Origin of the sequence: Deinococcus indicus, from assembly GCF_002198095.1 — a bacterium.
GTDB classification, from domain to species: domain Bacteria; phylum Deinococcota; class Deinococci; order Deinococcales; family Deinococcaceae; genus Deinococcus; species Deinococcus caeni.
The window spans coordinates 701,618-726,311 of sequence record NZ_NHMK01000009.1 but is presented as its reverse complement, the minus strand read 5'-3'; the positions used below and the strand labels follow the sequence as shown (position 1 = coordinate 726,311).

23 protein-coding genes are annotated in these 24,694 nt (G+C 73.2%); 13 read left to right on the top strand and 10 right to left on the bottom strand.

The window, feature by feature from the left end:
• Positions 1 to 196 precede the first annotated feature (196 nt).
• The 11 genes from CBQ26_RS05980 to ftsZ all read left to right on the top strand — a co-directional run bounded on the left by CBQ26_RS05980 (position 197) and on the right by ftsZ (position 11,670).
• Positions 197 to 1,258: a sensor histidine kinase gene (locus CBQ26_RS05980; protein ID WP_088247595.1), complete on the top strand. Its 1,062-nt coding sequence runs from the start codon at positions 197 to 199 to the stop codon at positions 1,256 to 1,258.
• A complete protein-coding gene (locus CBQ26_RS05975) occupies positions 1,255 to 1,839 on the top strand; it encodes a response regulator transcription factor (protein ID WP_078304194.1) in 585 nt (194 codons plus the stop codon). The genes CBQ26_RS05980 and CBQ26_RS05975 overlap by 4 nt, the downstream gene beginning before the upstream one ends.
• Positions 1,840 to 1,936: 97 nt before the next feature.
• On the top strand, positions 1,937 to 2,470 hold the full coding sequence (locus tag CBQ26_RS05970; RefSeq protein ID WP_088247594.1) for a hypothetical protein: 534 nt from the start codon (positions 1,937 to 1,939) through the stop codon (positions 2,468 to 2,470).
• A 44-nt stretch (positions 2,471 to 2,514) separates the two neighbouring features.
• On the top strand, positions 2,515 to 3,678 hold the full coding sequence (locus CBQ26_RS05965) for a pyridoxal phosphate-dependent aminotransferase (protein WP_088247593.1): 1,164 nt from the start codon (positions 2,515 to 2,517) through the stop codon (positions 3,676 to 3,678).
• A gap of 81 nt (positions 3,679 to 3,759) precedes the next feature.
• Positions 3,760 to 4,518, top strand: coding sequence for an AIM24 family protein (locus CBQ26_RS05960; protein WP_078304186.1), 759 nt, complete (start codon positions 3,760 to 3,762; stop codon positions 4,516 to 4,518).
• 133 nt (positions 4,519 to 4,651) lie between these two features.
• Positions 4,652 to 5,794 carry an undecaprenyldiphospho-muramoylpentapeptide beta-N-acetylglucosaminyltransferase gene (gene murG / locus CBQ26_RS05955; RefSeq protein WP_088247592.1) on the top strand — a complete coding sequence of 381 codons (1,143 nt, stop codon included), beginning with the start codon at positions 4,652 to 4,654 and terminating at the stop codon, positions 5,792 to 5,794.
• Positions 5,795 to 5,813: 19 nt separating this feature from the next.
• Positions 5,814 to 7,259, top strand: coding sequence for a UDP-N-acetylmuramate--L-alanine ligase (gene murC, locus CBQ26_RS05950; protein WP_088247591.1), 1,446 nt, complete (start codon positions 5,814 to 5,816; stop codon positions 7,257 to 7,259).
• A complete protein-coding gene (locus tag CBQ26_RS05945; protein ID WP_088247590.1) occupies positions 7,256 to 8,182 on the top strand; it encodes a UDP-N-acetylmuramate dehydrogenase in 927 nt (308 codons plus the stop codon). Before murC ends, CBQ26_RS05945 begins: the two co-directional genes overlap by 4 nt.
• A 392-nt stretch (positions 8,183 to 8,574) precedes the next feature.
• Positions 8,575 to 9,099: a cell division protein FtsQ/DivIB gene (locus tag CBQ26_RS23110; RefSeq protein WP_373297114.1), complete on the top strand. Its 525-nt coding sequence runs from the start codon at positions 8,575 to 8,577 to the stop codon at positions 9,097 to 9,099.
• Positions 9,096 to 10,427 (top strand): cell division protein FtsA, encoded by a 1,332-nt coding sequence (gene ftsA, locus CBQ26_RS05935; protein WP_088247589.1) that lies wholly within the window; start codon positions 9,096 to 9,098, stop codon positions 10,425 to 10,427. Before CBQ26_RS23110 ends, ftsA begins: the two co-directional genes overlap by 4 nt.
• A 184-nt stretch (positions 10,428 to 10,611) precedes the next feature.
• A complete protein-coding gene (gene ftsZ / locus CBQ26_RS05930) occupies positions 10,612 to 11,670 on the top strand; it encodes a cell division protein FtsZ (protein ID WP_088247946.1) in 1,059 nt (352 codons plus the stop codon).
• 180 nt (positions 11,671 to 11,850) lie between these two features.
• Here ftsZ and CBQ26_RS05925 read toward each other — a convergent pair whose 3' ends face one another.
• Positions 11,851 to 12,267 (bottom strand): hypothetical protein, encoded by a 417-nt coding sequence (locus CBQ26_RS05925; protein WP_088247588.1) that lies wholly within the window; start codon positions 12,265 to 12,267, stop codon positions 11,851 to 11,853.
• Positions 12,268 to 12,353: 86 nt separating this feature from the next.
• On the opposite strand from CBQ26_RS05925, the gene CBQ26_RS05920 reads away from it, so the two are divergent.
• On the top strand, positions 12,354 to 13,568 hold the full coding sequence (locus CBQ26_RS05920) for a lipid-A-disaccharide synthase-related protein (RefSeq protein WP_229844013.1): 1,215 nt from the start codon (positions 12,354 to 12,356) through the stop codon (positions 13,566 to 13,568).
• Between the two features lie 62 nt (positions 13,569 to 13,630).
• Here the strand turns inward: CBQ26_RS05920 and CBQ26_RS05915 are convergent, their stop codons facing one another.
• The 6 genes from CBQ26_RS05915 to CBQ26_RS05890 all read right to left on the bottom strand — a co-directional run bounded on the left by CBQ26_RS05915 (position 13,631) and on the right by CBQ26_RS05890 (position 20,920).
• Positions 13,631 to 13,873, bottom strand: a complete 243-nt coding sequence (locus CBQ26_RS05915; RefSeq protein ID WP_088247586.1) for an M-like protein — start codon at positions 13,871 to 13,873, stop codon at positions 13,631 to 13,633.
• A 75-nt stretch (positions 13,874 to 13,948) separates the two neighbouring features.
• Complete coding sequence (locus CBQ26_RS05910; protein ID WP_088247945.1) at positions 13,949 to 15,061, bottom strand: DUF58 domain-containing protein; 1,113 nt, start codon at positions 15,059 to 15,061, stop codon at positions 13,949 to 13,951.
• A 17-nt stretch (positions 15,062 to 15,078) separates the two neighbouring features.
• Positions 15,079 to 16,071, bottom strand: coding sequence for an AAA family ATPase (locus CBQ26_RS05905; protein ID WP_088247585.1), 993 nt, complete (start codon positions 16,069 to 16,071; stop codon positions 15,079 to 15,081).
• Positions 16,068 to 17,477: a DUF4129 domain-containing protein gene (locus tag CBQ26_RS05900; protein ID WP_143341982.1), complete on the bottom strand. Its 1,410-nt coding sequence runs from the start codon at positions 17,475 to 17,477 to the stop codon at positions 16,068 to 16,070. The genes CBQ26_RS05905 and CBQ26_RS05900 overlap by 4 nt, the downstream gene beginning before the upstream one ends.
• Positions 17,478 to 17,710: 233 nt before the next feature.
• Positions 17,711 to 19,426: an RNA polymerase sigma factor RpoD gene (rpoD, locus tag CBQ26_RS05895; RefSeq protein WP_088247583.1), complete on the bottom strand. Its 1,716-nt coding sequence runs from the start codon at positions 19,424 to 19,426 to the stop codon at positions 17,711 to 17,713.
• Positions 19,427 to 19,705: 279 nt separating this feature from the next.
• Complete coding sequence (locus CBQ26_RS05890) at positions 19,706 to 20,920, bottom strand: class I SAM-dependent methyltransferase (protein WP_172417931.1); 1,215 nt, start codon at positions 20,918 to 20,920, stop codon at positions 19,706 to 19,708.
• A gap of 117 nt (positions 20,921 to 21,037) precedes the next feature.
• Between CBQ26_RS05890 and CBQ26_RS05885 the strand changes: the two genes are divergently transcribed.
• On the top strand, positions 21,038 to 21,691 hold the full coding sequence (locus tag CBQ26_RS05885) for a ribonuclease HII (RefSeq protein WP_088247582.1): 654 nt from the start codon (positions 21,038 to 21,040) through the stop codon (positions 21,689 to 21,691).
• 6 nt (positions 21,692 to 21,697) lie between these two features.
• On the opposite strand, the gene CBQ26_RS05880 is transcribed toward CBQ26_RS05885, so the two are convergent.
• Genes CBQ26_RS05880 through CBQ26_RS05870 form a run of 3 tightly spaced genes read right to left on the bottom strand, consistent with a single transcriptional unit; the run spans position 21,698 to position 24,617 of the window.
• Positions 21,698 to 22,501 carry a GNAT family N-acetyltransferase gene (locus tag CBQ26_RS05880; protein WP_088247581.1) on the bottom strand — a complete coding sequence of 268 codons (804 nt, stop codon included), beginning with the start codon at positions 22,499 to 22,501 and terminating at the stop codon, positions 21,698 to 21,700.
• Between the two features lie 45 nt (positions 22,502 to 22,546).
• Positions 22,547 to 23,212: a hypothetical protein gene (locus CBQ26_RS05875; protein ID WP_088247580.1), complete on the bottom strand. Its 666-nt coding sequence runs from the start codon at positions 23,210 to 23,212 to the stop codon at positions 22,547 to 22,549.
• A 55-nt stretch (positions 23,213 to 23,267) separates the two neighbouring features.
• A complete protein-coding gene (locus tag CBQ26_RS05870) occupies positions 23,268 to 24,617 on the bottom strand; it encodes a M28 family metallopeptidase (RefSeq protein ID WP_143341980.1) in 1,350 nt (449 codons plus the stop codon).
• Positions 24,618 to 24,694: the final 77 nt, after the last annotated feature.

Below are 24,694 nucleotides of genomic sequence, written 5' to 3'. Positions count from 1 at the left end.
GGTGACCCGCTCCCCTCTTTCTTGTCGACCATTAGTGAAAGTATTCACGATTTTGCCCGTTCGTGAATGATTGCTTCCCTTCTGCTCCCTCACGGTTCTGCCGGGGGCAACTGACGGGGGTGGGGGGTTGACAGACCCGCGCGGCCCCCCACGGGCGTGAGTTTTCTGTCAGACCGCAGTCCGTACGCTGAGATCCATGAGCCGCGCCTCAACTGCCCCGACCGCCCCCGCCACCCGGCGCGGGGCGCTGGGCCGCAGCACCCTGCGCGCGCAGTTCACGCTGGTGATCTTCATGCTGGCGTTCCTGCCGAACGTGGTCCTGACCGTCACCGCCCGCCCCAGCGTCCCGACCAGCACCCTGCTCGCCTGGATGCTGATCGTGGGCAGCCTGTGCGCCCTGGTCGGCTACGTCCTGAGCGGCACGCTGCTACGCGCGGTCAGCCGCCTTCAGAACGAGGTCGAACGCGGCGACTTCACGCAACCGCACCCGGATGACCCCAGCGAGATCCTCGCGCTGCGCGGCGCGTTCAGCGGCCTGCTGGACCGACTCGGCACCGAACAGGGCCGCCGCAACGCCTTCATGGCCACGCTGGTCCACGACCTGAAGACGCCGCTGATCGCCACCGGCCACCTCACCCGCGCCCTGACCACCCTGCCGCTCCCCGAGGAGGAACGCCGCGCGGTCGGCGACCAGATCCAGGCGGAAACGACGCGGCTGCTGGCGCTGGTGCAGCAGATGGCCGACGCGCACCGCTTCGAGCAGGAAGACGTGACCGTGCACCTCGTTCCGACCGACCTACGCGCCCTCGTGGACAACGTCGCCGCGCGGCTCGCCCCGCAGGCGACCGGCCGGACCCTGACCGTCAGCGGGCACGGGTACGCCGGCGCGGACCCCACCGTCCTCGACCGGGCCGTCACGAACCTCGCCGTGAACGCCCTGCGGTACGCCCGCACGCACGTCGAACTGACGGTCACGCCGCGCGGCATCGAGGTCACCGACGACGGCCCCGGCCTGCCCGCGCCGCTCGACACGCTCGCGCAGCCGTTCAACGCCCAGCCCACCACCATCGCCGGGCAGCAGTACACCGCCGGAACCGCCGGCCTGGGACTGTTCATCGTGCGCCGCATCGCCGAGGCGCACGGGGGCGGCCTGCACTACGACCGCGCTCCACCGGGCCAGCCGCCCGACCCTGATCCGTCCGTTCCGCCCGCCGACCTGACCCGCTTCACCCTCGAACTTCCGGAGGTAACACCATGAGACTCGTGATCGCCGACGACCACCCCCTGTTCCGCATGGGCCTGAAATACGCACTCATTCACCAGGGATTCGACGTGGTGGCCGAGGCGAGCGACGGACTGGCCGCCCTGGAAGCCTGCCGCGCCCTGCAACCCGACGCCGCGCTGCTGGACGTCAAGATGCCCGGCATGACCGGCATCGAGGTCTGCGAACGCCTGCGCCAGAGCAACCCCCGGCTGGTCAGCGTCCTGATCACCACCTTCGCCGAGCCCGCCATCGTGCAGGCCGCCCGCGCCGCCGGAGCGCGCGGGTACGTCAGCAAGGAGACCGACCCGGAAAGCCTGGCGCGGCAGCTGCGCGACATCGTGGCGAACCCCGACGTGGACCGCCTGCCGCACGTGGACGTACCCCGCCTGACGCCCCGCGAATCCGAGGTGCTGCCCCTGCTGGCCCAGGGCTACAGCAACAAGGAGATCGCCAAGAACCTGGGCGTCAGCCCCGACACCGTCAAGGACCACCTGGCGCGCCTGTACGCCAAGCTGGACGCCGGGGACCGCACCGAGGCCGTCAGCCGCGCCCGGTCCATCGGCCTGCTGCACTGAACGTCCGTCCGGGCGCGGCGGGGGTCACGGCAGCGTGGCTCCCGCCGCCTCGTGTGCGGCGCCCACAGTCCAGACGCGTGGCTAGAATGGCCGCAGTATGAGAATCCTGAAAACGTCTTTACTGAAGGCCACCCTGGCGACCCTGCTGCCCCTTACCGGCAGCCTCGCGGCGGCGCAGACCGCAGCCGCCGACACCCGTGAGCGACCCACCGTCTGGGCGGGGCTGGGGCTGGAAACCATCCTCCCGGTCGTTCAGGTGTCGGTTTCCGCTCCGGTGGGGCAGGTGGGCGCCCTGACCGTCACGCCGCGCGTGGGTGTGGACGCCACTGTGGCCGCCATCCTGAGTGCCGACCTGCTGTTCAGCCGCGCCGATACCGGCTGGTACGGCGGGCCGTCTGCCGGGGTGGTGGTGACGGGCAGGGGTGGCTGGCGCGCTGGGGCGGTCGCCGGGTACCGCAGCCGCACGCGCCCCGATCTGGGCTTCTTCGTCGAGGGCGGCGTGCGCTACACGGTGCTGCGAGAGGCGATCGGCAGCCGGCCAGCCCCCCAGCCCGGCCAGCCCGCGCGGCCCGCGGAGGATTTCGCGCTGCCCTCCCCCACCCTGCGCCTGGGCCTGACGTACCGCTTCTAAACCTCTCGCGCCTGTCCGTGCGGGCCGCCTGTACCCTGCGGGGCATGAGTGGCCCTTTCCAGCTGTCCGACCGTGCCCTGAGCCTGAAGCCGTCCTCGACGGTCGCCGTGACCAGCCGCGCGCTGGAACTGCGGCGTCAGGGTGTGGACGTGATCAGCATGAGCGTGGGCGAACCGGACTTCGACACGCCGGATCACGTGAAGGCGGCGGCGATGGCCGCCATCGAATCCGGCAAGACGAAGTACACGGCAGTCAACGGGATTCCGGAACTGCGTGAGGCAATCAGCGCGAAGTTCGCCCGAGAGAACGGTCTGAGCTACGCGCCGGACTGCGTGACGGTCACGAGCGGGGGCAAGCAGGCGCTGTTCAATGCATTCATGGCCCTGCTGAATCCGGGTGACGAGGTGCTGATTCCCGCGCCGTACTGGGTGAGCTACCCGGAGATGGTGGCGCTGGCGGGCGCGGTGCCGGTGGCGGTGCCGACCACGCCGGAATCGGGCTTCCAGCTGGACCCGCAGGCGCTGGAGGCGCGCGTGACGCCCCGGACCCGCATGATCGTGCTGAACAGCCCCGGCAACCCCACGGGCGCCGTGTTCACGCCGGAGGTGCTGGAGGCGGTGGCGGGCGTGGCGCAGCGCCACGGGCTGATCATCGTGACGGACGAGATGTACGAGCATCTGGTGTACGACGCCCGGCAGGTCAGCATCGGCCTGTACGCGCCGGAACACACCCTGACCATCAACGGGGCCAGCAAGGCGTACGCCATGACCGGCTGGCGCATCGGGTACGCGGGCGGACCGAAGGACGTGATCGCCGCCATGAACGCCCTGCAATCCCAGAGCACCAGCAACGCCAGCAGCGTCTCGCAGTACGCGGCGCTGGCGGCCCTGGAGGAGCACGAGGAGACGGCCCGCTTCATCGACATGGCGCGCGGGGCGTACCGCGAGCGGCGCGACGTGATCGTCGCCGGCCTGAACGCCCTGGGTCTGCCCACCCCCACCCCGCAGGGTGCGTTCTACGTGATGGCGAACACGGACCGCCTCCACACCGACGAACTGGAAGCCGCGCGCCGCATTCTGGACGACGCGCGCGTGGCGGTCGTGCCGGGCACGGACTTCGGGGCGCCGGGGCAGGTGCGCCTGAGTTACGCGACCGACCTGAACACCATCCACGAGGTGCTGCGCCGCATCGGCACCCTGCTGACATGATGGGGCTGACCTGACCGGGCTGACCTGACGGGCTGACGGGGCCGGAACCCAGGCGCGCGCCGCGTCGTACTGTGGACAGGTATGACAGACATGAACCCCGGCAGTGACGGCACGTACAGCCTCCGCGACTTCCTGGCGCAGACCGCCGAGCGGGACAATCCCGGCGACGTGTTCGAGCTGGAAAGCAGCAAGATGCTGGAAGTGAAGGTGAACGGGCGCATCTGGAGCAAGCTGGGCGCCATGGTCGCCTACAAGGGCAACCTGACCTTCAAGCGCGAGGGCACCCTGGAAGGCGGCCTGATGAAAGCCCTGAAACGGGCCGTGTCGCAGGAGATGAGTCCGCTGGCGAAGATCGAGGGGCGCGGCGTGGCGTACCTGGCCGACCAGGGCAAGGAGGTGCAGATCCTGCGGCTGGCGGGCGACAGCCTGAACGTGAACGGCAACGACCTGCTGGCCTTCGAGGACAGCGTGCAGTACGACATCACCATGCAGCGCCGCATTGCGGGCATGGCGGCCGGGGGGCTGTTCAGCGTGAAGGTGCAGGGGCAGGGTCTGGTCGCCATCCTGAGCCACGGCAAGCCGCTGACGCTGCGGGTCACGCCGAACGAGCCGATCTTCACGGACCCGAACGCCACCATCGCCTGGAGCGGGAACCTGCAACCGCAGCTGCGGATGGATTCCAGCCTGCGTTCCATGATCGGCCGGGGCGGCGGCGAGACGTACCAGATGGTCTTCCAGGGGGACGGCTTCGTGGTCGTGCAGCCCTACGAGGAGTTCGAGCACGGCATGGGCGGGGACAGCAGCAGCGGCGGCAAGAGCCTGGGTGACCTGTTCGACTGAGCGGGCGGGTGGCCGGGAGCGGATTGCAGAGACGGATTCAGAGGCGGGGGCGGCGGCTCCCGCCCCGTGCTGTAGCCCTTCCCGCTGTCAGGGGCCTGCATTCCATGTCCCGCACGGGCTACACTCGCCCGCAATGAGTCTGGTTGTGATGGCGACAGGGGGCACGGGTGGGCACATCTACCCGGCGGTGGCGACGGCGCGTGAGTTGATGGCGCGCGGGCACGAGACGCTGCTGCTGGGGCAGCGGGGCGGCATGGAGGAGCGCGTGGCGGCCGAGCAGGGCCTCGCGTTTCACGGGGTGGACGCCGGGAAACTGGCGCGCAGCGGGCAGGGCCGCCCGGACCCGCGTGAGCTGCTGCGGGCCGGGCAGGGCGTGGCGCAGGCGCGGTCGTTCCTGGCGCGCACGCGGCCCGGCGCGGTCGTCGGGTACGGGGGGTTCGCGAGCCTGCCGGGCGTGCTGGCCGCGCAGAGCCTGGGCCTGCCGACGGTCCTGCACGAGCAGAACGCGCGGCTGGGCCTGACGCAGCGGCTGGCGGTGCGGGGCGCGCGGGCGGTCGGCACGGCGTACGAACGGGTGATCGGCCTGGACCCGAAGCGGGCGTCGCTGGTGGGCATGCCCGTCCGCGAGACTCGGATGCCGCGTGCCGAGGCGCTGGAGCGGCTGGGCTTGCAGGACGGCCCGCTGACGATCTTCGTGATGGGCGGGTCGCAGGGGTCGCTGTTCCTGAACAACGCCGTGCCGGACACGCTGCGGCACCTGCTGGGCGGTGAGGGGCTGCTGGCTCCGCAGGCCAGTGCCGGTGGCCTGAACGTGGACCTGGATTTCACGGGATCGCGGGCGGGGGGGGGCGTGCAGGTGCTGCACTCGACCGGGCCGCGCTGGCTGGCGGACGTGGCGCGCGGCGTGAAGGACCTCGAGTGGTACGAGGCGGTGGGGTTCGTGGACGCGGTCGCGGCGTGGTCGGTGGCGGACCTGGCGATCACGCGGGCCGGGACGAGCACCCTGGCGGAGGCGGCGTTCCACGGGGTGCCGCTGATCATGGTGCCGCTGCCGGAATCGGCCGAGAACCACCAGTTCCACAATGCCGTGGCGGTGCAGCAGGCCGGGGCGGGGCGCGTGGTGGAGCAGAAGGACGTTCCCGGAACGCTGGGTCAGGCGGTGTTAGAGTGTGCGGCAGCGGGTCCGCGCGCCTCGATGCGTGAGGCGGCCCTCGGGCGCTCCCAGGTGGGCGCGGCGGGGCGGTTCGCGGATCTGATCGAACGGCACCTGCGTTAGTGGGCCTCCCTGACCTCCCATGACTGATCTATCCCCCCAGCTGACACCGCCCGGCGAGTCCGTGGCGTCCCAATCCGTTTCTTCCCTGGTCGCTGCGCCGCTGCACTATCACCTGATGGGTGTGGGCGGCATCGGCATGAGCGCCTTCGCGCGGCTGCTGTCGGCGGCCGGGCACCGCGTGAGCGGCTGCGACGAGTCCGTGACCGAGCTAACGGCGCAGCTTCAGGCCGAGGGGATTCCCGTGGCGACCGGGCACGCGGCGGCGCACGTGCTGGACGCGCCGTTCGGGCCGGTGGACGTGCTGGTCGCGTCGGAAGCGGTTCCGAAGGATCATCCGGAACTCGTGGCGGCGCACGCATCGGGCACGCTGGTGCGGCCGCGCATGGCGCTGCTGGGCGACCTGCTGCGCGCCGGCCCCAGCGTGGGCGTGATCGGCACGCACGGCAAGACCACCACGACCAGCATGATCGCCGTGGCGATGCAGAGCGCGGGGCTGGACCCGTCCGCGTTCGTGGGCGGGATCGTGCCCGAGTTCGGCAGTAACGCCCGCGTGGGCGCCGGGCCGTTCGTGGCCGAGGTGGACGAGTCCGACCGGGCCTTCGCGGAACTGGGCTGCGCGACGGCCGTGTTCACGAACGCCGAGGACGACCACGTGGGCGGCAATCAGGCCACGTACTGGGAGACGGTCGAGGAGCAGCACGCGGGCTTCGCGCGGTTCGTGGCGCAGTCCGGGCGGGTGCTGCTGTGCGCCGACTGGCCGGGACTGGATGAACTGGTGACGGGCGCGCCCGAACGCCTCAGTTACGGGCAGGCCGAGGGCGCCGATTACCGCGCCGTGAACCTGCGCCCGGACGAGGACGGCACGTCGTTCACGGTGTCGTTCCGGGGGCAGGCACTGGGCGAGGCGCGCGTGGGCCTGCCCGGCACGCACAACGTGCTGAACGCCCTGGCGGCGCTGGCGGTCACGCACCTGCACGGCGGGGATTTTGCGCGGGCGGCATCTGCGCTGGGGGCATTCCGGGGGCCGGGTCGGCGCTGGCAGCGGATCGGGGAGCTGAACGGCGCGCTGATCGTGGACGATTACGCGCACAACGCCACGAAGGTCGCGGCGGCCGTGCAGGCGGCCCGGCAGACCGGGCGGCGCGTGCGGATCGTGTTCCAGCCGCACCGCTTCCTGCGCACGCAGCAGTCCTGGCCCCGGCTGGCCGACGCGCTGATGGACGCCGACGAGGTGCTGCTGATGGACATCGCGGCGGCCAGCGAGGCGCCCATCGAGGGCATTCACGCGACCCTGATCTCGGGGCGCATGACGGAAAACGGGCACGCGGGCGTCACGTACCTGCCGGACCGTCAGGAGATCCTGCGGCGGCTGCGCGCCTCGGCCACGCCGGGTGACATCATCGTGACGATGGGCGCCGGGGACGTCTGGAAGCTGTCGCGGGAACTGGCCGGGGGGACGGCGTGAGCGCCGCGCCGGTCAGCCGCACGGGCGCGCGGGTCGAGAGGCTGCCGCTGGCGCGCTTCACGACGCTGGGCGTGGGCGGCGAGTCCGAGATGTGGTTCGTGTCGGACCACGCGCAACTGGCCGAGGCGATGGAGCAGCCGTACCGCATCCTGGGCGGCGGCAGCAACCTCGTGATCGCCGACGAGGGCGTGCCGGAACGCGTGATCCGCCTGAGCGGCCCGCTGGCCGAACGGGACCTGGAACCGGACCCGCACCTGAGCAGCGAAGGCGAGATCGTGACCGGCTGGGTGGGGGGCGGCGTGCCGCTGCCCGGCCTGATCCGGCAGCTTCAGAAGCTGGGCCTGAGCAATCTGGAGGGCACGGTCGGGATTCCCGCGCAGGTGGGCGGCGCGGTGTGGATGAACGCCGGCACCCGTTACGGCGAGATGTTCGACGGCCTGCACACCATCGAGATCGTGACGCCGCAGGAGACGCGGCAGGTCACGCCCGCCGACCTCCAGTGGGGCTACCGGAACAGCGGCATTCCGCGCAACCACGTGGTGTCGCGCGTGCGGCTGCGGCTGCGGCGCAGCACGCCGGAAGCGGTGCTGGAGAAGATGGACTTCGCGGACAACGCCCGCAAGGGCCAGCCGAAGATGAAGACGCCGGGCTGCGCGTTCAAGAATCCGGGCGGCGTGAGTGCCGGGCAGCTGATCGACGAGGCGGGCCTGAAGGGCACGCGGGTCGGGAACGCGCTGATCGCGCCGGAGCACGCGAACTTCATCGTGAACCTGGGCGGCGCGACGGCGGCCGACGTGCACGCGCTGCTGGACGTGATCCGCGCGCGGGTGCCGGTACCGATGGAACTGGAGTACGAACTGTGGCCCGAGCAGCTGCCCGAACCGGACCGGCCCGCCGCTCCCCAGGACGGCCCGGCGCTGTGACGGACGGTTCAGGAGGTGCGGGCCGACGCAACCGGCGGGTCACGCCGGACGCGCCGCAGACCCCGCCGGTCAACCTGACCTTCGATCCGCCCGGTCAGGACGCGCCGCCGGCCGGGGAGGCGCCGCGCGCCCGCCGGAGCCTGCGCTTCCCCCGTCGCCGGCCTGCCGAGTCGCCGACCGACCCGGACACGGTGTCCGGCCCGGCGCAGAGCGTCCCGCTGACCGTTCAGCCTCCCGCTGCGGGCGTTCCGGAACCGGGCGGCGAGGTCGCGCCGGAGGGTCCGGCGCGGCGCGGGCGACTCCGGGCGTGGCGGGGCTGGCGGCCGCTGCTGGCGGTGGCGCTGGTCGCCGGGGTCGGGGCGGGCGCGTGGTTCGCGTTGCCGGTCCGGACGGTGCAGGTCGAGGGGAACGCGCGCCTGTCCGGGGCGCGGGTGCAGGAACTCGCGGGGCTGTCGGAGGGGTTCGGGTGGCTGTACTACGGGGCGTGGCGGGCGCGCGGGCTGCTGGACAGTCCGTGGGTGGCGTCGGCGCGCGTGGTGCGGGTGTTCCCGGACACGGTGCGGGTCGAGGTGACCGAGCGGGTGCCGCGCGTGCGCCTGGCGCGGCCCGACGGGTCGGTGGTGGTCGCGGCGGCGGACGGGACGGTGCTGCCCGGCGCGGCGACGGGCGCGGCGCTGCCGCTGGTCAGCGGGTGGGGTCCGGACCGCCTGCCGGATGTGCTGCGCGTGCTGGGCGCGCTGTCCGGCTACAATGTGCAGTCGGTCGTGTTCACGCCGACCGGCCTGAGCGTGAAATTGCCTTCCGGGTCGGTCTGGAGTGGCGACCTGCAGGCCTTACTGAAGTATGCTGGGAGCATCAGCATGTATCCGAATAGCGACATTTCCATCTACCCCTGGGGGGTGAGCGTCCAGGAATGAAAGACAACACCATCATTGTGGGCCTGGACATCGGCACCACGAAAATCACGACCGTCATCGGCGAGGTCGCCGAGGGCGGCACCGTCGACATCATCGGCGAGGGCACCGTCCACAGCGAGGGCATGAAACGCGGCAGCGTCGTGAACCTCGAGCGGGCCACCCAGGCCATCCGTCAGTCCATCCAGACCGCCGAACGCGTCAGCGGCGTGAAGGTCGAGAGCGTGTTCGTCAGCGTCGCCGGCAACCACGCCAAGGCCATCACCAGCCACGGTCTGGCCGCCATCCGCCGCAACCAGGAAATCGTGCAGAGCGACGTGAACCGCGCCATCGAGAACGCGCGCGCCGTGCCGCTCGACCCGAACCTCGAAATCATCCACACCCTCCCGCAGGAGTACGTCGTGGACGGCCAGGAGGGCATCAAGAACCCGGTCGGCATGCACGGCGTCCGCCTGGAAGTGGACGTGCATATCGTCGCCGGGACCGCCGGACCGCTGCTGAACCTGCGCCGCTGCGTGCAGGAGGCCGGACTGCACGTCGAGGGCTTCGCGCTGCACGCGCTGGCCAGCGGCCTCGCCACGCTGGAAGCCGCCGAGCAGGGCCAGACGGTCGTCGTCGTGGACATGGGCGGCGGCACCACCGACGTGGCCGTGTTCAAACGCGGCAACCTCGCGCACTCCGCCTGCATTCCCATCGGCGGCGAGCACGTCACGGCCGATCTCGCGCAGATCCTCAAGATTCCCATGGAGGAAGCCGAGAACGTCAAGCGCCGCTACGGCGCGGCCCTGCCGGAACTCGCGGACCAGGACCTGACGCTGGAGATCACCACGTCGTCCGGCAGCACGCACGCCATCACGGCCTTCGAACTGTCCCGCATCATCAAGCCGCGCATGTCCGAGATCTTCGGCATGATCCGCGACGAGATCGACCAGACGCTCGGCCCGGTCGAACTGGTCGCGCAGGGCGTGATCCTGACCGGCGGCGCGGCCCTGCTGCGCGGCACGCCGGAACTCGCCCGCGACCGCTTCCGCCTGCCGGTGCGGGTGGGCCGCCCGCGCGGCATCGGCGGCCTGACCGACATCGTCGCCGCGCCCGGCTTCGCGGCCGGCGTGGGACTGGTCCTGTACGGCATCGGTGAGGACGGCCGCGTTCCGGCGTCCGTGTACGGCCCGGACGTCCACGAGCCGGTGGCGGCTCCTGCCGCGCCCGTCGCTGTCGCCACCGACCTGCCGGCCCCGGCACCCAGCGCGCCGGTCACGGCCAAACCCGAGCCGAAACCGTCGCAGGGCCTGGGCGAGCGCATTCGCGGCTGGTTCAAAGACTGGATGTAACGGTCCGGCCGTGCGGGCAGGAGCCGCAGCGAACCGTGCTGCGTCCTGCCCGCACGGCCGCTGGCGTGCGCGGAGGTCGGCACGGACGTGCACGCGCCTCTCTGGTATCGTGCGCTAGACTACACCGCAGTAGAACGGTCGGCCCCGCCCGCGGGGTGCCGGACCGTGTCGTAAGGAGAGCATGATGCAAGCGGCCAGAATTCGCGTGATTGGCTTGGGCGGGGCGGGCAACAACGCCGTCAACCGCATGATTGAATCCGGACTCGAAGGTGTCGAGTTCATCGCCGGCAATACGGACGCCCAGGTGCTGGCCAAGAGCCACGCCGAGATCCGTATTCAACTCGGGGACCGCCTCACCCGCGGTCTGGGCGCCGGGGCGGACCCCGAGGTCGGCGAGAAGGCCGCCCTGGAGGACCGCGAGCGCATCAAGGAGTACCTCGAGGGCACCGACATGCTGTTCATCACGGCCGGCATGGGCGGCGGCACCGGCACCGGCAGCGCGCCGGTCGTCGCGGAGATCGCCCGCGAGATGGGCATCCTGACGGTCGCCATCGTCACCCGGCCCTTCAAGTTCGAGGGCCCCAAGCGCCTGCGGGTCGCCGAGGAAGGCATCAGCAAGCTCGCGGCGCGCGTGGACGGCATGATCGTCGTGAACAACGAGAAACTGCTGACCGCCGTGGACAAGAAAGTCTCGTTCCGCGAGGCGTTCCTGATCGCCGACCGGGTGCTGTACTACGGCGTGAAGGGCATCAGCGACGTGATCAACGTCGAGGGCATGATCAACCTCGACTTCGCGGACGTCCGCAACCTGCTGGCCGGCAGCGGCACGGTCCTGATGGGCATCGGCGCGGGCCGCGGCGAGAAGGTCGCCGAGGAAGCCGCCATGAGCGCCATCCACTCGCCGCTGCTGGAACGCGGCATCGAGGGCGCCCGGCGCATCCTCGTGAACGTCACCGGCAGCTACGACCTGTCCATGACCGACGCGAACGAGATCGTCGAGAAGATCCGCGAGGCCACCGGCTTCGACGAACCCGACATCCTGTTCGGCATCACGCCCGACGAGGCCGCCGGGGACGAGGTGCGCGTCACGGTCATCGCCACCGGCTTCAACGAGGTGCCGGGCGCCGTGGCCGGCGGCCTGCGCGCCAGCGTGATCGACAGCATGGTCAAGCCCGTGCGCGGCAGCAACTACGACCCCAAGGACTACGACATTCCCGCCTTCCTGCGGAACGTCGACCAGTAAACCGGACTCTGGCACATGCCCTGAAGGGCTGTCCGTGATACCCGCACGCGGCCCCGCCCACCCCGACCCTGGGGTGCGGCGGGGCCGCGACTGCTTCTCCCCCACTGGTGGGCCGCGCTGACGTGGAGCTGGCAGCCCGGCGAAGTTCCGGATTGTCGGCGCAACAGACGGCAGTCCGGATCAGTTCAGGTGCGGGGCGGTGGTCGTCGCGCCGCCGTACACGCCGGTCACGTGGCGCAGCAGGGTGCGGGCGAGGGCCAGCAGGTCGTCCTCGGTGGTGCTGTCCAGGCGGAAGGTGCCGCCGGAGCCGTACTCGCCGACGAACGCGCCGTCGCTGCGGCGCACGCGGACCAGGACCTCGCACAGGCCCAGGCGCAGCCACGCGGCGTGGAAACTGCCGGTCGGGGCGGGCCGCAGGCGCAGGTCCGGGTCGGGCCTGAATTCCAGCGTGACGTTGTTCAGCGGCAACCCCGGCCCGCTGGCGGTCCGCAGCGCGTGGTACAGGGCGTTCAGGAACGCCTCGCAGGCCCGCTGCTCGGCCTGCCGGGCGTCGGCGTGGCGGCGGATGACGGCCTGCAGTTCGTCGAACTCGCTCATGCGGGCGGGCGAGCGGAAAGGGCGGCGCGGGGAACGGTCATTGCTCCATTCGTACCATGAGTTCCCGCGCCGCTATTCTGGCCTGCGTGACGATTGACCGGAACGACCGATCCTCTCCGCTGCCCGGCGCGCTGTTCATCTCGAACGGCACGGCCGAGGACCTGATCGGGGCGGCGCTGGCCGACCGGCTGCGCGGCCGGGTCCGCCTGAGTTACGCGCCGCTGGTCGGTGAGGGACCGGCCTACGCGCGGGTGGGGGCGGTGAAGGTGGGGCGCACGCTGCGCCTTCCCAGCGGGGGGTTCCCGTTCGGAAGTGCCGCGAACCTGCGCGCGGACCTGCGGGCCGGCCTGATCCGGGAGTCGCTGGGGCAGTGGGCGGACGCCTGCCGGGGCGCGCGGGCGGCGCGGGTGGTCGTGGTGGTGGGGGACGCCTACGCGCTGATGGTGGGCTTCCTGGCGGCGCGGCGTGCGGGCGCGCGGCTGGTGCATGTGCAGCCGCTGCTGAGCGCGCAGTACCTGGAGGGGCTGGGCGTGCGGGGCGCGCTGGCGGAACTGAACGCGCTGGGCGCGAACCGCCCGATGGAGTACGAGCTGGCCCTGGCCCGCCGCGCGGACGCCGTGTTCGTGCGGGACGCCGCGACCGCCCGGTACTACGCGGCGCGGGGCGTGCCGGCCAGTTTCGCCGGGAGTTTCGCGATGGACGTGCTGAACCCACCGGAGCGCCCGCTGCCGCTGGATGGGCGGCCCGTGCTGGCACTGCTGCCGGGGTCGCGGGAGGATCACCGCGAGAGCCTGCCGCTGATGCTGCGCGCCGCCGCGCGACTGCCCGGCTGGCAGGCGCTGGTGGCGTGGCCGCACGACTGGGACGCCCTGACCCTCCCGGACGGCTGGACCCTGGCCGTGCAGGGGCCAGGGCAGGCGGAGGTCACGGACGGGCAGACGCGCGTGCCGGTCCTGCGCCGGGCATTCGGGGCGGTGGCGCACGCGGCGACGGTCGCGGTCGGGACAGCCGGGACGGCCAACGAGCAGCTGGCCGGGCTGGGCGTGCCGGTCGTGGCGTTCCCCACGAGCGGGCCGCAGTTCACGGCCGGCTTCGCGCGGCGGCAGGCGCGGCTGCTGGGGCGCGCCCTGACGGTCGTGGCGCCGGACCCGGAAGCGGTGGCGCAGGCCGTCACCGGGGTGGCCCGGCCGACCGCGCAGGCCCGCGCCGCCCTGGACGGCCTGACCCGCATCGGGCCGGGTGGCGCGCTGCCGCGCGTGGCGGCCCGCATCCTGGAACTGAGCGGGGCGGATCGGCCCTGAATGCAGCGGCCCCCGCTTCCTGGGAGGGAAAGCGGGGGCCGGGTGGCGCGGTGGGACTGGGTTCAGTCCTCGTCGCCCATGTTGGTGCTGGGGGGGTCGCTGGCGTCCATGCTCTGGGCAGAGGCGACATCCTGCTTGTCCATGCCGCGTTCCTGGTACTCGCCTGGGGCGCGGCTTTCGGCTTCGACGGCCGCTTCGAGTTCCTTCTGCTCGTCGGGTTTACCCATGAACTGCAGATCGACGTTGCGGATCTCGCCGCTGTCGGGCTGGGTGTCGGTGGCGTCGGGGCGTCTGTCGTCGGTCATGGCTTACGCTACCGCGCGTGACGCAAGGCCGCCTGAAAGCGTTCTTCATGTCGGCTGCATGCTGGCCGCGCCGGGTCACGCGAGGGTCAGGACGCTCTGGTTGCCGCGCAGCACCACGACCTGAATGCCGGCCCCGGCGAGCGCGGCGGCGCGGCGTTCGAGGTCGCGGACCGTGTCGGGCAGGCCGGTCCACTGGCGGCGGGGGGTCTCGCCGGGTTCGAGGTAGTAGCCCTCGGGCAGCGCGACGATGCTGACGCGGGCGGCGGTGGCGCGGGCGTGCAGGGCCTGGGTCAGCAGGTCCGGGCCGGGGCTGGCGGTCAGGAGGATCAGGTTCCCGCCGCTGCGGGTGGGTGGCAATCGGGGCGGGACGCTGTCCGGGGCTAGGCGGGCCAGGAGGCGCAGGGCGGCCTGCATGGACAGCGGGTCGCGGCCGCTGGGGCTCAGGGTGTCGCGGGTGGCGGCGGCGACGGGCAGGCCCAGGCTGGCGGCCTCGCGCACGAGGCTGGCGGCGAGACGGGCGGCGCTGTCCACGAAGACCTCGCCGCCGCTGCTGGTGTCCACGAACACGGTCAGGCTGCTGGCGGCGGTGCGTTCCGGCTCGCGGACGGTCAGGGTGCCGGTGCGGGCACTCAGGCGCCAGTGGACGCGGCCGGGCGGGTCGCCGGGCAGGTAGTCGCGCACGCCGCGCAGGCTCAGCGGGTCATCCAGGCCGACTCGGCGGGTCAGGGTGCCTTCCGAGAGCAGGGGGCGCAGCAGGTCTGGCAGGATCAGTCCGTGCGTGCCGGGAAAGACGTCCAGGGTGGTGGGCGGGCCGGGCAGCGGCGCGGAGTGCCAGAACAGGCCCAGCGGGTCGGCCCAGCGCAGGGTGCCGCCGGGCCAGTCGTGTGCGCCGCGCCGGTTCAGGGTGAGGGGGGTGGTCAGGTCGTGCTGCGCGTGGCCCAGCAGGAGCACGCTGAGTTCGGGCGTCACGGCCGGGACCACGCCGCGCGGGGCGGGGTCGTCTAGCAGGACGCGCAGGGGTCGGCGGCTGCGCAGCGTGACCCGCACGGTCAGCGGGACGCGGGTGCCCTCGAAGCCCGTGGCGGGCAGGAGGCGTTCCACGCTGACGCCGGGCGGTCGGCGTGAGCCCCACCACAGGGCGGCCAGGACCGCGCCGACCAGCAGCAGCCAGGGCAGCGCGGCCGTCATGACGGCGCTCAGGGTCGTCACCGGACGGGCGGCGCGGCGAGTTCGGCGGGCACGGGTTCGGCCTTCAGCAGCTCGGTCACGATGGCGTGGTCGGGCACGCCCTGGAGCCGCGCCTCGATCCGCAGGCTCAGGCGGTGGGCGAGCACGCCGGGCGCGGCGGCCTGCACGTCGTCCGGCGTGACGAACGGCCGCCCCGCCAGCCACGCCAGCGCCTGCGCGACCCCCTGGAGGGCGAGGCTGGCGCGCGGCCCGGCGCCCAGCGTGACGCTGGGGTGCGTGCGGGTGCGGGCGCTCAGTCGCGCGAGGTACGCCTGCACCTCGGGCGCGACGAACACGGCACGCACCTGCGCCTGGGCGTCCAGCAGCGCGGCGGGTGTGGTGACGGCCCCCAGCGTGGCGATGGGGTGCTGCGTCTGGAGGCGGGCGAGCATCCGCACCTCCTCCTCGTGGGTGGGGTATCCGACCGACAGGCGCAGCAGGAAGCGGTCCAGCTGCGCTTCCGGCAGGCGGTAGGTGCCCTCGTTCTCGATGGGGTTCTGCGTGGCGATCACCACGAACGGCGCGGGCAGCGGGCGGGTCACGCCGGATTCCGTGACCTGCCCCTCCCCCATCGCCTCGAGGAGCGCGGACTGCGTGCGGGGCGTGGCGCGGTTGATCTCGTCGGCCAGCAGCACGCCGGTGAAGACCGGGCCGGGCACGAACTCGAAGGTGCCGGACTGCGGGCGGAACACGCTGACGCCGGTCACGTCGCCCGGCAGCAGGTCCGGCGTGAACTGCACCCGCTGGAAGTCCAGGCCCAGACTGACGGCCAGGGCGCGGGCCAGCATGGTCTTGCCGGTGCCCGGCGCGTCCTCCAGCAGGACGTGCCCGCCGGCCAGGATGCCGGCCAGCGCGAGGCGGGTCACGTCCTCCTTGCCGACCAGCACGCGGGCGACGTTCTCCAGGACGGCGCGGGCGAAGTCCGGTGTGGGGGCGTGGGCGGAAGGGGTGGGGGTCAGGGTCTGGGTCATGGGGTGTCCTCGGTGGGGGCGGGGGGCAGGGTGGGCAGCGTGCGGGTCAGGAGGTCGGCGGCCTGTTCGGCCTGCGCGGCGTCCTCGTCGGTCAGGCGGCCGCCGTAGCGGACGGGTTCGTACGCGGCGGTCAGGGTGGCGAGTGGCGCGGCCAGCGGGGGGTGCAGCGCGCCCAGACGGGCGGCGTATGCGGCGGGGGTCTCGGCGGCCGCGCGGGGCCAGCCGGCGGCACTCAGGGCGGTCTGCGCGGCGCGGTACGCCTCGCGGACCCGGTGCGTGGCGGCCTGCGGAGCGGGCGCGTCGGCAGGTGCCTGCGTCAGGTCGGCGGGCAGGTCCGGGTCCGGGGCGCCCTGGCGGCGCAGCCACAGCAGCGCCCCGGCCAGCGCGAGCACCAGCGCCAGCGTCGCCCAGACGAGCGTGGGCAGCAGCCAGGACAGGTCGATCACGCGCGCCGCGTCCCCGCTGGCGGGGCCACCTCCGGTTCCCGGCCGTCCCTGCGTTTCGCGGGCGGCGGGCAGGAGCGCCGCCGAACCGCCCGAGTCGCCCAGGTACAGCAGGACGGCCGCCACCACCCACAGCAGACCCGTCAGCAGCAGGCCCGCCACGATCAGCCACTCGGCCGGGTGGGGCGGCTGCCCACGGGTGCGCCTCAGGGCGGGCACGCCCAGCGCCGCGCCCGCCAGCAGCAGACCGCCCAGCAGCATGAGTTCCACCGGCAGGCCCGACTGACCCAGGTTCAGGGTCACGGGCGGCTGGAAGGGTTGCAGCAGCGGCGCTCCGGCCGGCCCAGTGCCGGAAGACGGGCCGGGGCCCGGAGTGGGGGCGTCGGGGGCCGCGCCACTGACGGGCGCGGGGCCGGCCACGTTCCGGCTGCCCGGCCCGGCGGTGGGCGCAGGCAGCAGCAGCGCCAGCAGCAGCAGGGGCAGGGCAGCCAGCGCCAGCGCGCCCCACCAGCGGCGCGTGTGCTCCGGCGGGGTCAGCGGGGCGCGGCGGGCGTCCGGGCCGGGGCGGGCCAGCGCGCCGCCCAGCAAGGCCAGGGGAACGCCCACCTGCGGGGCGATCAGGCCCAGGGCCAGCGGCACCAGCAGGGCGCGGCGGCGGCCGTCCTCCAGGGCGTGCGCGGCGGCGCTCAGGGCGAAGCCGCCCAGGCTGGCCAGCAGGTACAGCCCGGCCAGCCGCACCAGCGCCGCCCCGTCCCCCAGACTGCCAGGCAGCCCGGACAGCAGCCCCAGGCCGATCAGCAGTTGCGTGCCCAGCACGCGCGCCTGCGCCCAGGCGGGCCAGCGGACACCCAGCGCGAACAGGCCGCACAGGCCCGCTGCCGTCCAGAGCGGCAGCAGTCCCGCCAGGCACAGCGGCAGCAGGGCCAGCCCGAAGGCCGTCCAGGGTGGGGCGGAGGCGCGCACGGACGCGGCGGTCAACATGCGCGGCCGGACCGGCGACGGGCGGGCCACCGGCCCGGCACAGAAACAGGAGAGGTCATGACTGACCGAGGATACGCGCCCACCCGCGCCCCGGTTCCCGCAGGTGCCCGCGCCCGGCCGGCACGCGGCCCACAGCAGACCGCCCCGGCCTGGGCAGGCGCGGGGCGGTCTTGTTGGGGCGGTCTGGGTGGCTGGGCTTCAGTACAGGCCGGGCTTCAGTCCAGGAAGTCGCGGAGCTTGCGGGTGCGGCTCTCGTGGTACTTCAGCTTGCGCAGCGCCTTGTTCTCGATCTGGCGGATGCGTTCACGGGTGACGCTGAAGCGCTGGCCGACCTCCTCCAGGGTGTGCTCGCGGCCGTCCACGAGGCCCTTGCGGAACTTCAGGACCATCGCCTCGCGCTCGGTCAGTTTGCTTAGGGCCTTTTCCAGCTCCTCGCTCAGGAGGGTCTTGGCGGCGTTCTCGACCGGGCTGTCGAGGTTCTCGTCCGGGATGAAGTCGCCGTAGAAGGAGTCCTTCTCGTCGCCGATGGGCGTTTCCAGCGACACGGGTTCCTGGCTGACCTTCTGGACTTCCTCGACCTTGTTGGCGTCCCAGCCGGGTCCCATCGCCTCGGCGATCTCCTCGTACGTCGCCTCGCGCGACAGTTCCTGCTGGAGCTGCCGGGCGGTGCGGGTCAGTTTGTTGATCGTCTCGACCATGTGCACGGGAATGCGGATGGTGCGCGCCTGGTCGGCGATGGCGCGGTTGATGGCCTGCCGGATCCACCACGTGGCGTACGTGCTGAACTTGTAGCGGCGGCGGTACTCGAACTTCTCGACCGCGCGGATCAGGCCCTGGTTGCCCTCCTGGATCAGGTCCAGGAAGCCCAGGCCGCGCCCGGTGTACTTCTTGGCGATGGACACCACGAGGCGCAGGTTCGCCTCGATCAGGCCCTGGCGGGCGGCGGCGCCGTCCTCCATCTGACGCATCAGGCGGCGGCGGCCCCGGTCGTCGAGTTCCAGGTCCTCGTCGAGGATCTTACGGGCTTCCTCGCCCTCCTCGATGCGGCGGGCCAGCGCGATCTCCTCTTCGAGGGTCAGCAGCGGCACGCGGCCGATCTCGTGCAGGTACTGGCGCACGGGGTCGTTGCTGACCGCGCGGGGCATGTCGTCGAAGTACTTCTCCTCGTCGTCGTCCTGCTGGCGCGAGGAGGACGCGGCGGCGACGGGGCTGTCGTCGGCGTCGTCGTCGGCGTCGGTGTCGTCGTCATCGTCGAGGTCCTGCACCTCGATGTTCAGGGACGCCAGGAACAGCTGCATGTCCTCGAAGGCGTCGGGGCTCTCGGGGTCCAGGCCGTTGGCTTCGAGGGCCGAGGCGAGCGCCGTGGCGATGTCCTCGCTGGCCAGCACCCCGGCGGCGCGGCCCGCTTTCAGGAGTTCCTGAATGCTGCCGTGCGCGTAGTAGGGTTTCTCGGCGACACCGCCCTTGGCGGGCGCGGCGGCTTTCGGGGCGGGTTTCGCGGCGCGGGACGTGACCTTGCCGGGCGTGCGGGCCGGAGCGGCGGGCGCGTCGGCGGCCTTCTTGGGTTTGGCGGCCTTCGGTTCGGCGGCCTTGCGAGCCGGTTTCTTGGGCGCGGCCTCGGCGCTGTCCGCATCGGCCTTGGCGGGCTTGGCGGCTTTCGGGGCGGCCTTCTTCGCGGGGGCCTTGGGCGCCTCGGGGGCGGCGGCGGCCTCAGTCACGGCCGGCTGCGCTGCGGACTGGGCCGGCGCGGCGGGTTTCGCGGCGGGGCGGGCGGCGGCTTTCGGGGCCGCCGGGGCGCTGGTGTCGCTGCCGTCCTCGCGGGGGGCGGCCACGCGGGCGCGCGCCCGGACCACCGGTTTGGGGGCGGGGGCAGCGGCGTCGGTGGGAGCCTCGACTTTCTTGCGGGTGCGGACGGTGGGGGAATCTGCCATGCGGCCTCCTGGGGCTCGGGTGGGACGTGGTGAAGGAACTTGGCGGAGAGGCGGTGAAACCGGCAAAACGGGGATCGGAGGGAACGGACGGCCCTGCGCAAGTCGGCCGGAGCCGGTCACCGGAACGCGTCAGTCTAGCAAACGCGCAAAACAGCGCCGTCCGGCGCGGCGGATCACGTCAGCCGCCGGGGCGGCGCGGGCGGGCGGGGTGAACGCAGGGGCGGGCCATCAAGCAGGATACGAGGCCCGCGTCCCGGAAGTTCCCGCCCGCCGGGGGGTTCAGGCGCGTGTGACCGAGAGGACCTTGAAGCCGCCCTCGCGCAGCGTCTCGCGGACCGGGCCGATGCGGGACAGGTCCGCCTCGTACGGAAGGGGGTCGTTCGCGACGAGGTGCAGCGTGCCGCCCGGACGCAGGCGGCGCGCGGCGGTCGCGATGAACTCGCGGGCCACGTCCAGCACCACGCCCCGGCCCACGTGGAAGGGCGGGTTGGTGAGGATCACGTCGAAGGTGCGGTCGCCCAGTTCGGCGTCCACGTCCGAGTGGATGGCCTCGCCGGTCAGGCCGGACGCGGCCAGGGTCGCCTGCGCGCTGCGGACACTCTGGAGGTCGCCGTCGACCAGCGTGACGTTCGCGCCGCGCCGCGCCGCCCACGCGCCGATGATGCCGGTCCCGCAGCCCAGGTCCAGCACATCCAGGCCCGTCAGGTCCAGGCTGTCCAGCGCGCCCAGCATCAGGGTGGTCGCCTTGTCGGGTCTGGCGGCGCTGAACACGCCGGGCAGGCCGACGACGCTCACGCCGAACGCCTCGAACGTCTCGGGGTCGGGCTGGGGGGGCGTGGGGCCGGGGCGGCGCACGAGTTTCGCCACGCGCATCCCGCCGTCACGGGCGATGGTCTCGCCGGACCCGAAGGCCTTGCCGGCGGCGCGCACGTAGCGGTCGAAGCCCTTGTCGCGGTCCCCGGCGATGTACAGCGTCCCGCCGGGCGGCGTGCAGGCGTGCGCCCAGGCGACCTGCGCCTCGGCGTAGGCGTTGCCGCGGTCGCCGGCCAGCACGATGCACACGGTGCGGGCGCGTTCGGGCCAGCGCTCGGTCAGGGGGTCGCCGGGAATGGCGGCGTGGGCGTCCAGTCCGGCGGCGTGCAGAACCTTCAGGGCGGCGGCGCTGCCTTCCACGGCGCGCAGCTTCACGCTGTCGAGCGCGCCGATCAGGCCGCCCATGGCGCTCAGGTCCAGCACGTCGCCGCGCACCCGGTCGCGGCGCATGGTCTGCGCCAGCAGCGCCTGGGCGGCGTCCACGTCGGGGAATCCGCGCACGCCGGGCTTGGTCAGCACGGTCAGCCGGTCGAGTTTCTCGGGCAGGCGGGCGGGCCGCACGTCCGTGTAGGGCGCGGCCGGGGCGGGCGCGGCGGCACTCCTGGGGCCGGAACCGGCCGGGGAGGAGGCGGCCCCGGAGGGTCGGTTGAGTCTGATCTTCTGCTTGGGCCTGCTCGTCACGCCCTCCAGAGTCGCACATTCCGCGCGCCGCGACTGTTCACGGGCACCGCACCCACGCGAAACGGTCCCAGCGGGGCGGGGTCGCGGGGCGGGACGCGATGCGCTACCGTTCCGGTCATGACGGTCCCTCCCAGCGTGACCCCCGACTGGTCCTTCGAGCGTGAGCACTGGCGGCGCGGGCATTTCCGCGTGGCGGGCGTGGACGAGGCCGGGCGGGGCGCGTGGGCCGGGCCGGTCACGGTCGCGGCCGTGATCCTGCCCGGCTCGGCCGCCGAGTACCCGTTCCGGGACAGCAAGCAGCTGAGCGCCGCGCAACGCGAACGGTACGCGCAGGTGGTGCGCGAGGTCGCGCTCGCCTGGGCGGTCGAGCACGCCTGGCCGGACGAGATTGACCGCCTGAACATCCTGGGCGCCACGCACGCCGCCGCGCACCGCGCCCTGGCGCGGCTGGACCCGGCCCCGCAGGCGCTCGTCACGGACTACCTGAAGCTGCGCGTGTCGCTGCCCCTGAGCGCCCCGCCCCGCGCGGACGCCCTGAGTTACTCGGTCGCGGCAGCCAGCCTGCTCGCCAAGACCGAACGGGACCGCGTGATGCTGGAACTCGACGCGCAGCACCCCGGTTACGGCTTCGCCGGCCACAAGGGCTACGGCGCCCCCGCCCACCGCGCCGCGCTACACGAACGCGGCGTGACGGGCGCGCACCGCCGCAGCTTCGCGCCCATCCGCGCCCTGCTGAGCGAACCGGCGTCCCTGTTCGGCGACCCCGACTGACCGCCCTCACGGGCCGGGCGGGCACCTCTGCAGGGACAGTTGCGTCTCGGCGGGCCGGAAGCCCAGGCGTTCGTACAGCGCCTGCGCGTGGTAGTCGGGGTCGGCCACGATGACCAGCGTGCGCGTGCCGAGCCGCGCGTGCGCCCACTGCGCGGCCGCGTGGACCAGCGCGCCGGCCAGTCCGCGCGAGCGGTGCTGCGGGTGCGTCTCGACCGTCTGGTAGCGGGCGACGCCGTCACCAGCGTCGAAGATGCCCAGGGCACTCAGGGCCGCGCCGTGCGGATCGAAGGCCGCGAGCACCGCGCCCCGTCCGCGTTCCTGGGCGGCGCGGGCGGCCGCCAGTTTGCGCGTCACGAACTCCCGGTACGCGGCCTCGCCGTGCGGGTGGGGGTCGGCGGCGTTCACGGCCAGTCGCAGGTGCGCGGCGGCCTCCCAGTCGGCGTCCGAGTGCAGGGGCCGCAGGTCCAGGGGTGGCGTGCGGCGCGGCGGGACGGTCCGCGTGGCCGTCAGGACCGTGTCGCGCTGCACCTCGTACCCGGCCGCCTGCCACTCGCCGCTGTCCAGGCCGCCATCCGGGGTGTCCACGCCGAACGCGCGGTGCGCGGCGGTCGGGAAGGCCTGCCGGAACAGCGCCTCCCAGCGGGGCAGGTCGCCGGCCTGCGGCGCGGCGGGCATCAGCAGGAAATTTCCCCACCAGAACGTGGGATTGCCGGGCGAACGGATGACGGTGTGGTCGGCGTGGCGTTCGGTCACGCCGCCCTCCGCGACCCGCAGCGCGACGTCCGTGAAGAAGGCGAGCGACCTGGGCATACCGCCCAGCTTACCCGCGCCGGCCAGGACGGCAGCCCGCTTCAATCAGTCGGAGCGAGGACGGTACAGCCAGTCGACGGTCGCACCGGTCGCGGCGTCGGTCACGTCGGCGTTCAGGCGGTCCGGGCCGAGTTGCAGACGGGTTTCCAGGATGTTCCAGCCGCGCCGCAGGGTCGGCCGCACGCGCAGGGTGCCGGGCACGGTCAGGCCGCCGCTCGTGAACGTGCAGGTCTGGGCGCTCCCGAGGGTGGCGGCGCGGTCGCTGTACACGAACTGCCGGGTGGTCACCTGCACCTGCTGCGTGCCGATGGCCTGCGGGGCGGGCCGCAGCGTGCCCGTGACCTGCGCGCCGATCAGGTACCGCCCGCCGCTCAGGACGAGCAGGCGGGCGGCGGGCGGGTCGGTGGTCAGGGAACCCTGGCAGGTGGCGGCGGTGCCTTCCGGCAGGGCCGGGCCGAGCAGGTCCAGCAGGGTGGGCGCGGCGGCCGGGAGGGTCGGGTCGGGCGGCAGGGTCAGGTCGTAGCGGCCGCTGGCGGTGACGGCGGCCCGCGCGACGTCCGTTCCGGCCGGGCCGCTGAACACGGCGGTCCCGGCGGCCGGCGGGAAGATGACCGATCCGCCTCCCTGCGCGCTGTCCGGCGTGGGCCGGGGCGCGCACGACAGGCCCGCCAGGATCAGGCCGGCCAGGAGTGCGGGCAGCGAGGCGTTCACTGCGAAGAATCTAACAGTTTTGGGAGCCGCGCGTGGCGCGTGAGTGAACGGGCGGTCAGCGGCAGTCGCGGCCCGTGATGCCGCACGGTTCCCTGGGGGTCCAGGGGGTGTCCAGCGCGGCCCGCGCGACCTGCACGGCCAGGGTGGCGGCGTCCTCGGCCAGGGCGGGGTCCAGGGTGGTGTCGGTGGCGCGGTGGTAGTGGCGGTCCTCGCCCCGGTGCAGGAAGGCGGTGCGCACGCCGATCAGCTTGAACGGCAGGTTGTCGCTGCGGCCCGTGACCGGCGAGGACCGCCCGAACGTCTCGCGGGTGGTGGCTGGCGCGTCCCGGAAGGCGCGCAGGTCCGGGCGGGCGCGGCGGGCCAGGGTCAGCAGGTCCGGGTGCGCGTCGACGCCCAGGGGTTCGGCGTCCACGCCGACCATGTCGAAGTTCAGCATGGCGCGCGTGTTCCGCAGCGGCAGCGGGTGGGCGCGCACGAAGGCGCGGCTGCCCAGCAGGCCCTGTTCCTCGGCGCCGAACAGCACGAACCACGCGCGGCCGGCCAGGGGCGTGCCGGCCGCCTGCCGGGCCGCGTGCAGCACGGCCAGGATGCCGCTGGCGTTGTCGTTTGCGCCGGGACTGCCGGGCACGCTGTCCAGGTGCGCGCCGAACAGCACGTCCGGGCTGGCCTCCACGCGCGCCGCGATCAGGTTCCAGGCGGGGGCGTCCTGCGTGCGGACGGTGGTGGTGAAAGTGACCTCGCGGCCCAGGTGGTCCAGCAGGGCGCGGCCCACGTCGGGCGTGACGCTCAGGACCGGCAGCGCCACGTTCGCCAGCGGGCTGTACGCGGGCGGGTGCGGGCAGTCGTTCACGATGACCAGCCCCAGAATCCCAGCGTTCAGGACGCGGTCGGCCAGGTCCCGCCACGGACCGTCCGGGCAGGTCGTGACGGCCAGTCTGCCCAGCAGGCCCTCCAGTTGCGCGTCGGTCACGCCGGGCGGCAGGCGCACCAGCCGGCCGGTCTGCCCGGACGTCTGCGTGCCGATCAGGGCCTCGCCGGTCAGGGTCTGCGGGCCGCCGGGACCGTCCACCTGGATGGCCGCCTCCCGCCCCGCCGGCATGGACACCGGGTCCGGGAGGGCCTGCCGGGTCACGCGGTACCCGAGCGCCTCGAACTGCGCCTGCGCCCAGTCGAGCGTGCGGGCGTTCCCGGCGCTGCCGGTCTCGCGCGGGCCGAAGCCGCGCAGGGTCTGCCAGTCCTGCGCGCCGCGAATCAGCGCCGCGCCGGGCTGCGCGGGCGGGTTGACCGGGCGGGCCGCCGCCTGCCACGCGCCCCAGCCCACGCCCCCGGCGATCAGCGCGGGCAGCAGCACCTTCCAGGCGGGAACGGGAGGCCGGGTGGGCAGCGGGCGCAGCGGTCTGGGCATGGTCACTGTCACCATACGCAGCGGCCCGGCAGAAGGTTGCCGCAGGTCAGCGCAACCCCTGGTCCGGCGCGGCAATT

Bases quoted from the DNA above. Each gene is read 5' to 3' on its own strand.
- CBQ26_RS05980 (WP_088247595.1), top strand. From the start codon at position 197: ATGAGCCGCGCCTCAACTGCCCCGACCGCCCCCGCCACCCGGCGCGGG.
- CBQ26_RS05975 (WP_078304194.1), top strand. From the start codon at position 1,255: ATGAGACTCGTGATCGCCGACGACCACCCCCTGTTCCGCATGGGCCTG.
- CBQ26_RS05970 (WP_088247594.1), top strand. From the start codon at position 1,937: ATGAGAATCCTGAAAACGTCTTTACTGAAGGCCACCCTGGCGACCCTG.
- CBQ26_RS05965 (WP_088247593.1), top strand. From the start codon at position 2,515: ATGAGTGGCCCTTTCCAGCTGTCCGACCGTGCCCTGAGCCTGAAGCCG.
- CBQ26_RS05960 (WP_078304186.1), top strand. From the start codon at position 3,760: ATGACAGACATGAACCCCGGCAGTGACGGCACGTACAGCCTCCGCGAC.
- murG (WP_088247592.1), top strand. From the start codon at position 4,652: ATGAGTCTGGTTGTGATGGCGACAGGGGGCACGGGTGGGCACATCTAC.
- murC (WP_088247591.1), top strand. From the start codon at position 5,814: ATGACTGATCTATCCCCCCAGCTGACACCGCCCGGCGAGTCCGTGGCG.
- ftsA (WP_088247589.1), top strand. From the start codon at position 9,096: ATGAAAGACAACACCATCATTGTGGGCCTGGACATCGGCACCACGAAA.
- ftsZ (WP_088247946.1), top strand. From the start codon at position 10,612: ATGCAAGCGGCCAGAATTCGCGTGATTGGCTTGGGCGGGGCGGGCAAC.
- CBQ26_RS05925 (WP_088247588.1), bottom strand. From the start codon at position 12,267: ATGAGCGAGTTCGACGAACTGCAGGCCGTCATCCGCCGCCACGCCGAC.
- CBQ26_RS05915 (WP_088247586.1), bottom strand. From the start codon at position 13,873: ATGACCGACGACAGACGCCCCGACGCCACCGACACCCAGCCCGACAGC.
- CBQ26_RS05910 (WP_088247945.1), bottom strand. From the start codon at position 15,061: ATGACGGCCGCGCTGCCCTGGCTGCTGCTGGTCGGCGCGGTCCTGGCC.
- CBQ26_RS05905 (WP_088247585.1), bottom strand. From the start codon at position 16,071: ATGACCCAGACCCTGACCCCCACCCCTTCCGCCCACGCCCCCACACCG.
- rpoD (WP_088247583.1), bottom strand. From the start codon at position 19,426: ATGGCAGATTCCCCCACCGTCCGCACCCGCAAGAAAGTCGAGGCTCCC.
- CBQ26_RS05885 (WP_088247582.1), top strand. From the start codon at position 21,038: ATGACGGTCCCTCCCAGCGTGACCCCCGACTGGTCCTTCGAGCGTGAG.
- CBQ26_RS05880 (WP_088247581.1), bottom strand. From the start codon at position 22,501: ATGCCCAGGTCGCTCGCCTTCTTCACGGACGTCGCGCTGCGGGTCGCG.
- CBQ26_RS05870 (WP_143341980.1), bottom strand. From the start codon at position 24,617: ATGCCCAGACCGCTGCGCCCGCTGCCCACCCGGCCTCCCGTTCCCGCC.